Raw genomic sequence first — 15,890 nt, forward strand, 5'->3', positions numbered from 1 at the left:
GAGGAACGATTATGAGTAAACCAAAATTCTACAAAGTATTAAGCACACTTGCAATTTCAACGTTACTATTATCTGCGTGTGGGGGCGGAGATAGCAGTAAAAAAACGAGCAGTACACAAAAAGTAGAAACAGATAAATTTAGTACTGTTGTTAAAAATGATAAAAAAGAAATTCAAGATGGATCACTCACATACGCTCTTGTTTCAAACACACCATTTGAAGGTATTCTAAGCAGAGTTATGTATCAAAATAACCCAGATTTTAAAGTTATTGAACTCTTTGATGAAGACTTATTATATGTAGACAAAAACTTTGAGATTAATAACGAAGGTCCTGCAACTTATACTATTTCAGATGATAAAAAAACAATTACAATTAAGATTAAAGATAACGTGAAGTGGCACGATGGTAACCCTGTAACCGCTGAAGATTTAGAATATTCTTACCTCGTTATAGGTAATAGTAAATATACCGGTGTTCGTTACGATACACAAATGCAATTAATTGAAGGAATGGAAGACTACCATGCTGGTAAAACAGACAAAATCTCTGGTGTTAAAGTAATTGATCCAAAAACAATTTCGATCACTTTTAAAGAAGTAAACCCTTCTCTGAAAACAGGTCTTTGGACAGCTCCTACTCCTAAAAAATATTTAGGCGATGTGCCAATTGAAAAATTAGCAGAGTCCGATAAAGTTCGTAAAAATCCAATTGGTTTCGGTCCATTTAAAGTGAAGAAAGTTGTTCCTGGTGAATCTGTTGAGTATGAGCGCTTTGACGATTACTGGGGTGGAAAACCGAAACTTAAAAATTTAACACTAAAAGTTGTGAATCCATCTATCGTAAATGCATCATTGAAAAAAGGTGATATTGACATTGCAATAGTAAATGCAGATCAATATCCAAACGTAAGTAAATTGAAAAATACACAATTAATTGGTAAAACCGACTTGTATTATAGCTATATCGGATTCAAATTGGGACATATGGACAAAGAGAAAAAAGAAGCTGTAATGGATAATGATAAATTTAAAGATGTTCGCTTACGCCAAGCGATGGCATACGCACTTGACCGTAAAGAACTTGGTGATAAAATCTATCACGGACTTCGTTACCCAGCTAATTCACCAATTCCACCATCTATGCCAAAGTTCCATAACAACAATGTTGGTGCATATGATAAAGATGTAGAGAAAGCGAAAAAATTATTAGATGAAGCTGGCTATAAAGATACAAATGGCGATGGAATTCGTGAGGATCCAAAAGGACAAGAATTTAAAATTAATTACTTAGCTATGAGTGGTAGTGAAACAAGCGAGCCACAGGCAAAACTCTTTATTCAATCTTGGAAAGATATCGGCTTAAAAGTTGAACTTCTTGATGGACGTTTACACGAATTTAACTCTTTCTACGATATGATTAAGAAAGACGATCCAAAGGTTGATATCTTTAGTGCTGCTTTTGGTACAGGTTCTGACCCTGACCTTTCTGGCCTTTGGGCAAAAGACGCTTCCTTCAACTATACACGTTGGGTAAATGACAAAAATACTGAATTACTAAACGAAGGTATTTCTGAAAAAGCTATTGATGATAAATACCGTAAAGACGTATACGATAAATGGCAAAAATTAATGCATGATGAAGTACCAATGATTCCACTTCATTATCAATTTGAATTAACAGGCGTAAACAATCGTGTTAAAAACTATGACGTTGCTCCTGGTTCAAAATTAACATGGAAAGATGTTGCTGTTACAAGCGAAAAACCTGAAGTAGAGAAATAAAATAAAACTAGCTCCTGGCACTGAGATATATGCCAGGAGCTAGTTTTTATTTGTACACATTACTTTCTTGCTGTTTATCATCATCATTTCCCTTCTATTCGTACAATCTATATTCTTAAAACATGTGTTGAACCATCTTAACAGCAATAGCCAGCATGACAGAACCAGCAAAACCTCCTAAACAAATAATACTTACTCCTTGGCTATACGATAAATTTTGAAATTCTTTCATTTTTTTCGTCCTCCCATTCGTTCATTTGATATCTTTATTTTATCAATGGAAGGAAGTTTAAAACATCGATTTCGCTAACAACTGTCTTACAATATTGTAAGATTTCTACCTACTAAAAAACAGACAGCATCATTGCTGTCTGCTACTTTACAATCATCACCGGACATTTCACTCGTTTGGCTACTTTATGACTGACGCTGCCAAGTACCATTTCTTGCAATGCATTTAATCCCCTGCTCCCTACTATAACAAGATCAATGTCTCCTGTATTTACGTATTGAACAAGTGTATCCCCTGGATCGCCATGTAAAATAGTAATTTTATATGGCACCTCTTCTTGCTGTAATACTGTCTCTATTTCTCTTAATCTATCTTTTCTACTAGCTGCAATTGTTTCTATATCTGTTTCCCCTTGAATAATATCTGTTTTTGCTGTTCCGTTATTTACGACATATACAACTTCAACGTTTGCTTCTGTATCATATTTCGCAATACGTGCCGCATGTTTCGCTGCACGAAACGCATATCCTGAACCATCGCATGCTAGTATAATCTGCTTGTACATATGCTGAATCCCCTTTCAGTATCATAATCGTATTATAATACAAAAATCCCCTTTCTGGTCTTCCAAAAGGGGATTCATCTTTCACTAGCAGTTTGCTTATTATAAGTAGCTAATTCTGCGAACTACGTTCATTTAACCCTATTCTATTTACTCTCACACCATTTTACTCGTACTTCATAGCAACTTTATCAATTGCTGCTACAACTGAATTATTCCGTACATGTAAATGTTTCACGTGAATCTTTTTCACGTTTCCTTCAAATAATACAGCACTAATTACCTTATCAACAATAACACTAAGACCTAAATTATATTTTATGAGAACAATGGCAACTATTCCAATCATAACAAATGTATTACCTTTTGGAACTTTATGAAGGGTTAATACAGAGTTCCAATCAAATGTTTCAATAGACACCATAATTATCTCTCTACCTAAAAAGAAAGTTTTTTCAGAATTTTATTGAAACTTTTAGGAATATCCATTAAAATTTATTTTAACGGTTAAATAAATTTTAATGGAAGGGTGTAATATTGAATGAACAATAATGTTGTAAGGCAAGAAATACCGATTTACAAAAACATCTCCTTTTTATTACTATGGCTTGGAAATGCGGTTTCCAGTATCGGCAGCGCCTTTTATTCTATGACTATTATGTGGATTGTATTTACAACAAACAGATCCACACTCGACTCTGCATTTGTTCTCATTGCTATGATGGTTGCACAAATGATTATTTCACCAATAGCTGGTGTTTTTGCAGATCGATATAATCGAAAAGCAATTCTTTTTTTGACCCATATTGCCTCTTGTATTGTTGTACTTTGTATATTAGCCATTTATCTGTCTACCCATCAAATTTCACTCTACATCGCCATACTCTCTACCTTTCTTTTAAATGTTTTAACAACTTTTTTAGGGCCAACTGAAGCATCTGTTTTACCCGAAATCGTTGGAAAAGAGAACTATGCAAAGTATTACGGACAATTTAGGGCCGTCAATCAAACAGCTCATCTCATCGGCCACGGTCTCGCTGGCTTTATGGTTGTTTGGCTCGGTGCTACTTTTTCTATCACGCTTAATGCCTTTACATTTTTATTCGTAGCCATTTGTGTCATGCTAGCAAAGATTCCAGCTCACTCTGGCCAGCATCAGACCATTTCTAAAGAGAAAGTAAATTGGATTCAAGATATGAAAGAAGGTTGGCGCTATATTCACACATATCCTTATATAAAAGGACTTATTTTTATTGGATTTATTGTAAATATTGGTGCTGGCTTATTAAATCCACTATTCCCTGCTCTCGCTTATAAAATTACAGGTGGTCCAGAAAGTCTTGGAATCATGAGTATGTGCTACACAATTGGAGGTATTATTAGTGGGTTCCTTGCAGGCTACATCGGAAAGAGGTTAAAAAAAGGATCTCTATTAAGCGGAAGCATTTTCTTGTCCGCTTTCGCTATGGTTGGACTTGCGCTTTCCATGTCTATTTGGACAGTTCTATGTTTTCTATTCATCATCTCCTTTTTTCTTACTCTATTCATGGTGATTGATGAAACGATTACGGTACTTCTTGTAGATCAAAGTTATCGAGGAAGGATTGATGGCTTAGCGGGTACTATCCTTACTTCATCCATGCCGATTACAATGCTCCTTAGCGGATGGCTTGCAGATGCTTATGGAATTACACTACTTATTCTACTAGGAAGTATATTCTTCTTTTTAGGAGCTGGAATCGCCTTTAAAAACCCTCATATTCGAAATGTATCTATAGAAACGAAAGCAACGGAAGTAACTTTTTAGTAAATGGATTCTTTTCTCCTTCATCATTACGTAATGACAATAGACGTGTTATTATTTTAATAATCAAACAAATCCTCACGTTGAAGGAGTCATTTTTATGAATATAACCGAACTTGCATTATATAAATTATTATGTGATCCGAAGCGTCAAAGCATTCTACACTACGCAGCAGAACGACCAATTACTGTAAAAGAACTTGCCGAAAAGTTAAATGAAAAACAATCCCGCCTATACTATCATGTCAAAAAGCTAGAAGAAGCTGGTGTATTAGAAGTTGTGGAAACAAAAGCAATCGGTAATTTAACCGAAAAATATTACCATACAAAAGATGCTGTATATACAATTTCTGACACTCTTCAGAAAGAGCATAATGACGAAATTATGAATCACACAAGACATATTATTGAAACTGGCTTAAAAAAAATTCATTTAAGTATGAAAAATGATATTGAAGACGTTCCATCTATGATAGCCACTATGTATCACAACCAAACTGAAGAAGAATGGGCGGAGACATGTGACAACATTATCAAACAAGTAAGACCATCACAGAATCCAGACACTTTAAATTTAACTGCTCCTAATAACGAAAAAACAAAGTCGCGAAAAACAAATAACTACGCCTATGTTTTCATGAGTTATCGTATAGATGACTAAGAAAAGACGCTGCATCCGCAGCGTCTTTCTCATTTAATGTCCACTATGCCCCTCACCATTCTCCTGGACAATCTCTAATCTCTCATCTAATATCCCTTGCGTTTCAAACGAAATATTTTCCGTATTCCCTAATAAGAAACCATGATTATATGGTCCTAACGTTGGATCATCCTTAAACTTTGGTTGTATTGTTGCCAGTAAATCGTACACTGGTTGCGAAACTTTTCCTTTATCTAATAATAGGACAGGGGCATGTTTCCCCATATGTGAAAACGGCGCGCCAGCAATTGCTAAGTCCGGTGTTTCTGTTGAAACAAATGCAACGCCATGTCCTGGTTTTGTGAATCCCCAGCCAAATTTCGTTTTCTCATCTTTGAACTTAGCAAAGGCGATAGAGTTTTCTGTTGGAGTTTCTCCGCTAATACGCGTTACTTTCCCATACTTCTCTAACTGTTTCTCTACCTCTTTTGAAATAATTTTTTCTGGCCCTAAAACATATATATTCGCCTTCCCTTTTCTTGCTTTTAACGCCTCAATTGTCGCTTCCGGCACTTTATCTTTTCCTACATATAAAAGGGGCTCCGGCATATGAGCAATCCAGTTCACCGCTGGGGTTGTATATGAACGGCCTTCTTCTTCAGACGAACCAATAATAACGCTATCTGGGTACTTCCCTGTTATATCGGCATACTCTTTATCAACATCTTTCGCAAAAGTCGCTGGATCCGTTTCTTTTATTTGTTTTACCTTATATTCTTTCAATTGGTCTAATACAGAAGATTCTACATCCCCCATCACCATAATTTGTGTTCCATCTTTTGTTCCGAGCGGATTTAATCGTTTGATTTCTTGTAACCTAGCCTCTGGGATACTTTCTTTATTCATAAATAAAATAGGTCCATTGTTTGGATGATGAATAAGATCCGCACTAGTAGTCCCAAGTTGCCACTGGTTAGCTGGCACTAAAATCACTGCTCCCGGTTGATTCTCTTTATGAGTCGCTGGCCAAATTGTCTGTGATGCTAATACCGCCATTTGCACAGGATCATTTGTATTCAGTCTTGTTATATTTTTTAAACTTGTTGTTAACAAGTTACTCGATGCATTCGCATTCATTTCTTTCGGTGCCATCGCTTCATGATTCATTTTCATTTCTTTCTGATGCTCATTCTTCTGCTCTTTTGCACCTTCCGTTTTCTTTTGTTCCATACTTGTTTGCCCGCACGCTGCAAGTCCAATCGTTGCAATTATTGTCATACTCAAAACTCGAGCTATTTTTTTCACTATATCCCCTCCATATCCATCATTTTTAAGCCTATATCCTTTACCTAAAATGTAAATTTCAATTATACGATAACAAGCAATTTTGAAGAAATTATGCAGATGCATCATAATTTGCACCATTTCTTCACGATTTTGCGTTACACTATATATATAAAGTTGAATATAAAATCAGTGGGGAGTTCTTCACCCCACACTGATTATTAGCCCTGACCAATTGGGCTTTTACTGCCAGTTCATGCAGGATAACGAATACAAATATGGAGGATACTTCTATGATTGATATACTACTCGTAGATGATGAACCAAGAATGCTAGAATTATTAACCCTGTATCTTACTCCTAGAGGATATAACTGCATCTCTGTAACTTCAGGACAAGAAGCCATTTCCTATATAGAAAACCAAAGTTTTAAATTCATTCTTCTCGATATTATGATGCCGAAAATGGATGGATGGGAAACCTGCAAAAAAATCCGTTTATTTAGCAATATCCCTATTATTATGGTGACCGCTCGAGACCAAACGATAGATGCTGTTCAAGGATTAAAAATCGGAGCTGATGATTACATAACGAAGCCTTTCCATGAAGATGAGCTATTCGCACGAATTGAAGCTGTCCTGCGCCGCACGAATCAGCATGAGCAAATACAATATAGAGGGATTTTATGGGATGAGGCAAAACACTTTATTTCTGTTTATGAACAAGAGATTTTGCTTACACCAATTGAATTTTCTTTACTTGGATTATTTTTGCGCCATGTGGATTATGTACTCAGCCGTGATCAACTCATTGAACGAATTTGGGGGCTGAACACAAATACAGAAGATCGTACCGTAGATTCTCATATTCGTAATTTACGTGATAAATTACGAAAGGCCGATTTTCCAATTGATGCACATTTAAAAACAGTGTATGGGGTTGGCTATCGATGGATTGATACTAAAAACAAAGGAGTAGTGCAATGAAACGAATCTCTGTTCAACTTGGATTTTATTTTTTAATTGTTACCCTTTTAATTGAAAGCGTCCTATTTTTATCACTTTACTACAGCCTTGTCAATACGAGAGTAAATGAAGAGATGACAGCATTATTAAAGCGTGGAAACAGCCACCGAGATGTACTTGAGAAGTATTTTGATTCGCAAACAATCTCTCATGTCGCGTTAATGGAGTCAGAAGCTGAAACAACGGTTGTCATTACAAATGCTGACAAAAAGGTATTGGCTAAGTCGAATCAGATCGATTCCACTATCAAGAAACATATTACAGAAATGACAACAAGTGCGAATCATAACGGAACCATCATAGAAAATCATTGGAAAACCGCTAATTATATATGTACAGTCAGTCCTATTGTAATTGAAGGCAAGACAGAAGGTTATGTGTATATGTTCAATCGAACAAGTTCGATTAAACATATGATTGATGGACTAACAAAGCAGTTTATCATTGCCGGTATCGTTACTTTTATATTAACAGCTATTACAATTTTCCTACTATCACGCTTATTAACAAAACCGCTCCTTCGTATGAAGCATGCTACTGAAAAAATGAGTCGCGGTGATTTATCTGTCTCTTTAACTACTACTCGAAACGATGAAATTGGCGAACTTGCAGCGTCTATTCAAACACTTGCAAGTGATCTACATTATATGAAAAAAGAACGAAGTGAATTTTTAGCAAGCATCGCTCATGAACTAAGAACACCTTTGACTTATGTAAGAGGATATGCAGATATCGTGTTAAAAGAAGAGACATCGCCTAGGCTGCGCCAAAGATATTTAACGATTATCAAAGACGAATCTGATTATATTACTAATTTAGTACAAGACTTATTCTTGCTTGCTCAACTGGAAAAGCACAATTTTTCGGTTCAAGTAAAGGAAGTACATTTACAACCCTTTCTTACTCGCATTGTTACAAAATTAAATATTATGTCTGAAGCAAAACATATCGACGTTGCTTTAATATGCCCTTCTTCACTCTCTATACCTCTTGATGAGCAACGCTTTGAACAAGTTATCGTTAATATTTTAACCAATGCGTGTAGATATTCAGGTGAACATTCTGAGATTACAATCTCTGTTACAAACCATCAAACACATATTGAAATTTCCATTCAAGATACAGGTGAAGGCATTCCAGAAGAAGATATTCCTCACATTTTTGAACGCTTTTATCGCGTTGATAAAGCAAGATCCCGTGCTACTGGTGGCACTGGATTAGGACTTACCATTGTCAAAGAAATCGTAGAACTACATGATGGAAATATTACTGTTGAAAGTAAAATAAATGAAGGGACTTGTTTTACTATTACTTTACCGTTAAAAAAAGAGAGTGAATCTATATGATTCTACTCTCTTTTTTCTCTTACTCATTTTCAATTAACTCAATTGTTTCCGTAATCTTTATACTCTCTTTCACGGATTGAGCGATCGTACAATTCTTCACTGCAAGTTCTAATGCCTTCTCTAACTGTACTTGTGTAATTCCTTTTGCTTTTATTTTATAGTGCAAATGCATACTTTCCACCGGTCTTGGTAAAACTTCACTTCTTCCAATTTCAGTTTCAATTGTAAATACATCATATGGAATACGCTTTTTTTCTAAAATCGTTCGAAAAACAATCGCACTACATCCCGCAATAGAGGAAACGAATAATTCTAACGGTGTATACCCGCTTTCTTTGCCAATTTGTAATTGTCCATGTGAAAGTTCTGTACTTATATCATCATGCTTGACTGTTAGTTTCATATGTTGTTCCCATCTCCACTTTCGTAATTTTCTGCCGCTTCTTATTTATATAATAATACACATAGCAGAAAATAATAAATGGAATCCCGCAATACAGTGCCATACGCTGTTCTGGAATAAACGCTAAACTAATGACAACAATGCTATTTGTAATTAACGCTAAAATAGGAACAATCGGATATAATGGTGTTTTATATTTTAAGTCTTCTACCTTTCCACCACCCTTTACGTACTGACTTCTAAAGCGAAGTTGTGACAATGCGATGATAATCCAACTTGCAACTGCTGATAATCCAGCAATAGATAGTAAATACATATATACCGTATCTTCTGCAAAAATACTTGTTAATAGAGATAATGCCGCTACCGCAATTGTAACCACTAACGCTGTAATTGGAATACCACGCTTATTTACCTTTTTGAAAGAAAGTGGTGCCATTCCTTCATTTGCAAGTGACCATAGTATACGTGTTGCTGCGTATAACCCTGAATTTGCTACAGATAATAAAGCAGTGATAATAACAAAGTTCATAATATCTGCTGCATATGGAATACCGATTTTATCAAATACAACAACGAATGGACTTTCAATAACTCCCGCATCTTTCCATGAAATTAATCCTACTAAAATCGTCATTGTTAAAATAAAGAATAACATAATGCGCCATACTGTATTGCGAATTGCCCGCGGGATTGTTTTTTCTGGTTCTTGACTCTCCCCTGCTGCAATTCCGATTAACTCTGTTCCTTGGAATGAAAAGTTAACTGTAATCATTGTAAGAATTACAGCACCCACTCCATTCGGGAACAATCCGCCATCGCTCACAAAGTTAGAAAAAAGAGGGGCTGCTTCTTTTCCGTCATATGGTAAAAAGCCCAATAACGCGCTACCTCCAAGAACAACAAATGCAATAATTGTAATGACTTTAATACTTGAGAACCAAAACTCTAATTCAGCATAACTCTTTGCTGAGATAGCATTTGACATATATAAAATAACCCCAAATACAAGGCACCATACCCAAACATCTACAGATGGAAACCATCTTTTCATCATTAAACCGATTGATGTTAACTCTAAACCAACTGTAACTGCCCATCCAAGCCAGTACAGCCATCCAATCATAAATCCTGTTCCCGGACCGATAAACTTCGTTGCGTATTTTTGGAAAGAACCAGAAACCGGCATCGCTACCGTCAGCTCACCAAGGCAAAGCATTGTTAAATACATAATAAATCCACCAACTAAATAAGAAAGAATCGCTCCCCCTGGTCCTGCTTGGTGAATGGTATAGCCTGATCCAAGAAAAAAACCTGTTCCGATTACACCTCCAAGTGCAATCATAAATAAATGTCTACTCTTCATCGTTCGATGTAATTTCTCGTTCGTTGTTTGCTGCATCGTAATCCTCCCCTACAAATACCCTCTATCTCTTTTTAAAATTTTCTGATAACAAAAATATACACGAAAGCGGTTACAATTTCTATATAAAATTAAAACTTTTCTGATAAAACAATATATTTTTTCATTATCCAGAGATAACTATCCTAGTTTCAGGTAAATAAGGGGTTATTAGGTAAAATATTCTTACACCATCATTGCATGTAAGAATTAACGAATTTCTAACCTTCTAGATACAAGTGATAATCCATAATTCACAATGAAATACATACAAGCAGCCAACATAAATGTAGGAATCATATAATTCACATTCTGGCCATTAATAATTTGGGCATTATGCATAAGTTCTGGCAATGAAATCACAACCGCTAGTGACGTGTCCTTCAATAACGAAATAAATTGACTAACAAGCGGTGGTACCATGCGTCTCAATGCTTGTGGCAAAATAATGTGCCAAAGCGTTTGCACATATGATAAACCTGAAGCACGCCCTGCTTCAATTTGTCCCTTTTCAATTGATAATAAACCGCTGCGAACAATTTCTGAAATCATCGCTGCTTCAAATATCGTTAAAGCGACTATAGCCGCCGTTTTAATCTCTAGTTTCAGCCCCGCCTCCGGGAGTGCAAAATACGTAAAGAAAATAATTAAAAGCAGCGGTAAATTACGAATGATTTCAACAATAACAGCTAATAATTGCGATACAACAGGTATTTTTGTATAACGCAAGGTTCCAACTATACTACCAATAATAAAACTAAGTAAAATAGCTATAACAGCTATTTCTAACGTCACAAATAACCCTTTTAATAAAAACAGAAAATGATCCCCTGTGTAAGCACCTCGAAAATCCATCTACACCGCTCCCTTCGCCAAGCGTTTCTCAAAATAACGCACAAGCATACTAAGCGGTACAGTTAAAAGTAAATAAAACATACCGACAAATATATATACATCAAATGTAACGAATGTTCTCGTTGAAATTAAATCTCCTTGATACATTAAATCCGCTCCGGCAATAATTCCAAGGATAGAGGAGTTTTTCACTAAATTAAGAAATTGATTTCCTAGCGGTGGAATTACAATTTTAATAGCCTGTGGTAACACGATATAATACATTGCTTGTACATACGTTAAACCAGAAGAACGTGCCGCTTCCATCTGCCCTTTTGCAACTGACATAATTCCAGCCCGAATTGCTTCTGCAATAAAAGCAGCCGTGTATATCGTCAGTGCAGCCGTTCCCGCAACGAATCCATTTAATGTGACACCTATTACTGGAAACGCAAAATAAAACGCAAACGCAATTAAAACGATCGGGATATTTCGAACAAACTCTACGTAGGCTGTACCAATCCAATTCAGAACTCGAATAGGCGCAATTCGCATCACCGCCATCATAACGCCAAGAATAAAACTTCCAATTAACGCTACAACACTAGACATCACTGTATATTTAAATCCTTCTAAATATAGATCCATATTATTTGTCAAAATAGAAAAATCAAGCAAACGCTCCCCCCTCTTTCTTTACAAGAAGAGGATGAGTATCTCTCATCCTCTCACTCTTCCTATCATCTATATAAATCCACTTTTATTTTTCAACATATAAGTCAGTGCTATGAAGAACAAAAGGTGACCTGCACTCGTTTTCTCGCTTTGTTTTAACTTGGCATGGGGCAGGAAGATGATCTGACCGCTTCTATACATGATTGGACGCTCTCTCATCTAAAAAGAAAGGTTTTATGTCGTTTTTTCAATTTGTATTTATCTATTTCTCTGGCTTTTCACCAATCCATTTCTCATATAACTTGTCATACTCTCCATTTGCTTTCATTTCTTTTATTAAATCATTTATCTCTTTCGTTAAATCTGTTGCACCTTTTTGAGCAGCAATTCCATACGGTTCATCCGTAAAGATTTTCCCAACGACTTGGTAATTTGCATCTTGTTTTGCCATTCCATATAAAATCGCATTATCTGTTGTAAGTACATCTCCCTGACCTGCTTTTAATGCTGTAAATGCCTCACTATAATTTTCAAATTCTAGTACCGTTGCTTCCGGTGACTTTTGACGAATATTATTTGTAGATGTAGATCCTTTTACTGCTAATACTTTTACACCCTTTTTCACATCATCAATACTTTTAATATTACTTCCCTTTTTCACAAGTAAAGATTGGCCAGCTTTAAAATATACATCTGAAAAATCAACCTCTTTTTTACGTTCTTCCGTAATTGTCATTGTGGCAATAATCGTATCAATATCCCCATTTTTCAGCATTGGAATACGCGTTTTAGAAGTCACTTCTTTTAATTCTAATTTGTTCTCATCTCCAAGAATTTTTTTCGCAAGCGCCTTTGCTATATCAATATCAAATCCCTCTACCTTTCCGGTTGAAGGATTTTTTAATCCAAACAAATTCGTATCATTTTTCACACCAACTACTAATTTTCCACGTTTCTTAATCTGTTCCACAACTCCGCCTTGTTTTGTATTTGTTTCTTTTGCCTCTTCTTTTTTATTTCCACATCCTGCAACAATAAGCGTGAATAAACAAGCAAAGACAATAAGGGCGAACATTTTTTTCATTTTAATCATCGTGTTCCTCCTCTAATGATTTAGCACTCGTCTTAAAAATAACCGTGCCCTTTCCTGCTCTGGGTTAACAAAAAAAGCTGTTGGCGTCGTATCCTCGATAATCTGTCCCTCATCCATAAACAAAATTCGATCTGCTACTTCACGTGCGAATCCCATCTCATGCGTTACAACAACCATTGTCATTCCTTCTTTAGCTAACGCTTTCATAACATCAAGTACTTCACCAATCATTTCAGGATCAAGAGCAGATGTCGGCTCATCAAACAACATAATTTCCGGCTGCATCGCTAATCCCCTAGCAATCGCTACCCTTTGTTGCTGTCCACCAGATAATTGATGTGGATATGCACCTGCTTTTTCTGGAATCCCTACCTTTTCCAAATAAAACATAGCCGTTTTCTCAGCCTCTTCTTTTGAAATCTTATTCACCTTAATCGGTGCTAATGTAATATTTTGAAGCACTGTTTTATGTGGATATAAATGAAAATGCTGAAAAACCATCCCTATATTTCTCCGCAACCCATTCATATCCGTTTTGGTGTGATGCACTTCTACACCTTGTACGATTAATTCTCCATCTGTAATTGTTTCAAGTTGGTTTATACAGCGCAGCAATGTACTCTTTCCTGATCCTGAAGGACCTACAATAACAACGACCTCACCCTTTTGGACTTGGAGATTAATACTTTTTAAAACTTGGAAGTTACCATAATATTTATTTACATCACGAAACGCAATCAACATACTCCCCCCTTCCCCCTACAAAGCATGTACATTCTTTTTATATTCAAAAACGCCCTAAAAAATAACCATATAAATCCATTTTGATTTTTCGACATCTACATCCCTGCTATCCAGAATTAAAAGTAACCTACACTCGTTTGCTCGTTCTGTTCTTACTTCGCATGTGGCAAAAACAGGTACTGACCGCTTCTATGCATGGCCTGATGCTCTCTCCCGCCTAAAAGGAGGGGTTTTATGCCTTTTTTTAATTGATGTATATGCAGATTCTCCGTTTTACAAACAAAAAAAGCAAAGGGAGCTCCCTTTGCTTTTTTTGTTTGTATCTTCTTATGACACTTCTTCTTTTTTATTTTTCCCGTATTCATGCTCCCAGAAATCAGCATTTTTGATTCCTAATTCTTTTGGGTCAAACACAGGGTCTTTCCCTTCTTTTTTCTGCTTTTCATAGTCCTTTAATGCAAGGAGAGCTGGCTTCTGTAAGAATAAAATCGCAATAATGTTAACCCATGCCATAATTCCTACACCAATATCACCAAGAGCCCAAGCTGTTTCTGCTGTTTTCACGCAACCATAGAATACAACTCCTAGAAAAACGAATTTTAATATAAGCGACATCCACGGACGATCCTTATCACGATTTAAATATGCAATATTTGTCTCTGCAATGTAGTAATACGCCATAATTGTTGTGAAAGCAAAGAAGAATAGAGAAATAGCTACGAAACCGCTTCCAAACCCAGGGAAAACAGATTCTACTGCCGCCTGTGTATATCCAGGACCTGGCTGTGCACCATTTAGCTTATTTACGATGAAGTTTTTTCCGCTTGCATCAAATACGTTATACATGCCTGTAATAATCATCATAAATGCTGTTGCTGAACAAACAAATAATGTATCAATGTAAACGGAAAATGCTTGCACTAAACCTTGTTTAGCTGGATGCGATACTTCAGCAGCTGCGGCAGCATGCGGGCCAGTCCCTTGTCCTGCCTCATTTGAATAAATACCACGTTTTACGCCCCAAGAAATTGCTAAACCAATAATCCCACCAAAAGCAGCTTCTAAAGCAAATGCACTTTTTAAAATCAACATAAACGCTTCTGGTAATTTTTCAATATTCATAGCTACAATTACACAAGCTACAAGAATATATCCAACTGCCATAAATGGCACAACAACTTGCGCTACGTTAACAATTCGCTTAACTCCTCCAAAAATAATAAGCGCTAATACAACTACTAATACTGCTCCTGATACAGATGTGCTAACACCGAAAGCTGTTTCCAAACTTACAGCAATACTATTTGCTTGAACACCTGGTAGTAACGTCCCAGTTGCTAAAATTGTCGCCGCAACAAATACGAGAGCGTACCATTTAATTCCTAGTCCTTTTTCAATGTAGTAAGCTGGGCCACCACGGAATTGACCTTGGTGCTTCGTTTTGTATATTTGTGCAAGCGTCGATTCTACATAAGCAGACCCTGCACCTAAAAAAGCTACCGCCCACATCCAAAATACAGCCCCTGGACCACCAAATGCGATTGCTGTTGCAACACCAGCAATATTTCCTGTTCCTACGCGCCCAGATAATGAGAGTGCTAGCGCTTGGAATGAAGAAACACCTGCTTCTGATTTTTCCCCTTGAAATGTAAGCTTCACCATTTCGCCCACATGTCTAACTTGTAAAAATCTCGTTCGAATTGAAAAATATAAACCTACGCCTAAACATAAATAAACGAGTGCGGGACTCCATACAATATTATTTAACCAATTTACGAAAGTCTCCAAATTATTCCCCCTCCCCTTTTATAAAGAATATTCAGAATATATATAAAATTATAAATGTATATGTAATCTATGACAATATTATTTTAATAAAGCAAACATATTTTTGCATAAAAAAACAAAGTATATATACAGTTTGATTTTCCAGCATATAAATCGCTGCTATGAAGAACAAAAAGTGACCTGTACTCGTTTTCTCTCTTTGTTTTAACTTGGCATGGGGCAGGAAAAGGATCTGACCGCTTCTATGCATGGCCAGATGCTCTCTCCCACCCAA

Annotated in this window: 16 protein-coding genes and 1 pseudogene; 5 read left to right on the forward strand and 12 right to left on the reverse strand. The window is 36.2% G+C overall.

The features are described from left to right. Positions 1 to 11 precede the first annotated feature (11 nt). Positions 12 to 1,784 carry an oligopeptide ABC transporter substrate-binding protein gene (gene opp4A / locus COO03_RS07670; RefSeq protein ID WP_097896510.1) on the forward strand — a complete coding sequence of 591 codons (1,773 nt, stop codon included), beginning with the start codon at positions 12 to 14 and terminating at the stop codon, positions 1,782 to 1,784. A 115-nt stretch (positions 1,785 to 1,899) separates the two neighbouring features. Here opp4A and COO03_RS07675 read toward each other — a convergent pair whose 3' ends face one another. The 3 genes and pseudogenes from COO03_RS07675 to COO03_RS07685 form a co-directional block, all read right to left on the reverse strand. Beyond that, positions 1,900 to 2,016, reverse strand: coding sequence for a DUF4027 family protein (locus tag COO03_RS07675; protein ID WP_097896512.1), 117 nt, complete (start codon positions 2,014 to 2,016; stop codon positions 1,900 to 1,902). Between the two features lie 142 nt (positions 2,017 to 2,158). After that, the gene (locus tag COO03_RS07680) at positions 2,159 to 2,581 is read right to left on the reverse strand and encodes a universal stress protein (protein ID WP_097896514.1); all 423 of its coding nucleotides are present in this window, start codon (positions 2,579 to 2,581) and stop codon (positions 2,159 to 2,161) included. 74 nt (positions 2,582 to 2,655) lie between these two features. After that, positions 2,656 to 3,008 (reverse strand): annotated as a pseudogene (locus tag COO03_RS07685) (sodium-independent anion transporter); the annotation flags it as partial. Between the two features lie 111 nt (positions 3,009 to 3,119). On the opposite strand from COO03_RS07685, the gene COO03_RS07690 reads away from it, so the two are divergent. Both COO03_RS07690 and COO03_RS07695 read left to right on the forward strand, forming a co-directional pair. Next, the gene (locus COO03_RS07690) at positions 3,120 to 4,385 is read left to right on the forward strand and encodes an MFS transporter (RefSeq protein WP_097896516.1); all 1,266 of its coding nucleotides are present in this window, start codon (positions 3,120 to 3,122) and stop codon (positions 4,383 to 4,385) included. A 97-nt stretch (positions 4,386 to 4,482) separates the two neighbouring features. Further along, a complete protein-coding gene (locus COO03_RS07695; RefSeq protein ID WP_097896518.1) occupies positions 4,483 to 5,043 on the forward strand; it encodes an ArsR/SmtB family transcription factor in 561 nt (186 codons plus the stop codon). Between the two features lie 33 nt (positions 5,044 to 5,076). On the opposite strand, the gene COO03_RS07700 is transcribed toward COO03_RS07695, so the two are convergent. Next, positions 5,077 to 6,300, reverse strand: a complete 1,224-nt coding sequence (locus tag COO03_RS07700) for a cell wall-binding repeat-containing protein (protein ID WP_373605240.1) — start codon at positions 6,298 to 6,300, stop codon at positions 5,077 to 5,079. A gap of 299 nt (positions 6,301 to 6,599) precedes the next feature. Between COO03_RS07700 and COO03_RS07705 the strand changes: the two genes are divergently transcribed. Next, positions 6,600 to 7,292, forward strand: a complete 693-nt coding sequence (locus tag COO03_RS07705; protein WP_097896520.1) for a response regulator transcription factor — start codon at positions 6,600 to 6,602, stop codon at positions 7,290 to 7,292. After that, on the forward strand, positions 7,289 to 8,677 hold the full coding sequence (locus COO03_RS07710) for a sensor histidine kinase (RefSeq protein WP_097896522.1): 1,389 nt from the start codon (positions 7,289 to 7,291) through the stop codon (positions 8,675 to 8,677). The genes COO03_RS07705 and COO03_RS07710 overlap by 4 nt, the downstream gene beginning before the upstream one ends. 19 nt (positions 8,678 to 8,696) lie before the next feature. Here the strand turns inward: COO03_RS07710 and COO03_RS07715 are convergent, their stop codons facing one another. The 8 genes from COO03_RS07715 to COO03_RS27315 all read right to left on the reverse strand — a co-directional run. Continuing rightward, positions 8,697 to 9,080, reverse strand: coding sequence for an OsmC family protein (locus COO03_RS07715; RefSeq protein WP_097896524.1), 384 nt, complete (start codon positions 9,078 to 9,080; stop codon positions 8,697 to 8,699). Beyond that, the gene (locus COO03_RS07720) at positions 9,058 to 10,482 is read right to left on the reverse strand and encodes an amino acid permease (protein ID WP_097896526.1); all 1,425 of its coding nucleotides are present in this window, start codon (positions 10,480 to 10,482) and stop codon (positions 9,058 to 9,060) included. Before COO03_RS07720 ends, COO03_RS07715 begins: the two co-directional genes overlap by 23 nt. Positions 10,483 to 10,692: 210 nt before the next feature. Beyond that, positions 10,693 to 11,337, reverse strand: a complete 645-nt coding sequence (locus COO03_RS07725; RefSeq protein WP_097896528.1) for an amino acid ABC transporter permease — start codon at positions 11,335 to 11,337, stop codon at positions 10,693 to 10,695. Continuing rightward, positions 11,338 to 11,994, reverse strand: a complete 657-nt coding sequence (locus tag COO03_RS07730; protein ID WP_097896530.1) for an amino acid ABC transporter permease — start codon at positions 11,992 to 11,994, stop codon at positions 11,338 to 11,340. Between the two features lie 259 nt (positions 11,995 to 12,253). Next, positions 12,254 to 13,084: a glutamate ABC transporter substrate-binding protein gene (locus tag COO03_RS07735; protein WP_097896532.1), complete on the reverse strand. Its 831-nt coding sequence runs from the start codon at positions 13,082 to 13,084 to the stop codon at positions 12,254 to 12,256. Between the two features lie 12 nt (positions 13,085 to 13,096). Beyond that, positions 13,097 to 13,825, reverse strand: coding sequence for an amino acid ABC transporter ATP-binding protein (locus COO03_RS07740; RefSeq protein ID WP_373605241.1), 729 nt, complete (start codon positions 13,823 to 13,825; stop codon positions 13,097 to 13,099). Positions 13,826 to 14,155: 330 nt separating this feature from the next. Beyond that, positions 14,156 to 15,616 carry an alanine/glycine:cation symporter family protein gene (locus tag COO03_RS07750; protein ID WP_097896538.1) on the reverse strand — a complete coding sequence of 487 codons (1,461 nt, stop codon included), beginning with the start codon at positions 15,614 to 15,616 and terminating at the stop codon, positions 14,156 to 14,158. A 67-nt stretch (positions 15,617 to 15,683) separates the two neighbouring features. Further along, positions 15,684 to 15,890, reverse strand: a 207-nt coding sequence (locus COO03_RS27315) for a hypothetical protein (RefSeq protein ID WP_218012016.1), incomplete at its 5' end; no start/stop codon positions are given.

It is taken from the genome of Bacillus sp. AFS098217 (assembly GCF_002551815.1).
Taxonomy (GTDB): domain Bacteria; phylum Bacillota; class Bacilli; order Bacillales; family Bacillaceae_G; genus Bacillus_A.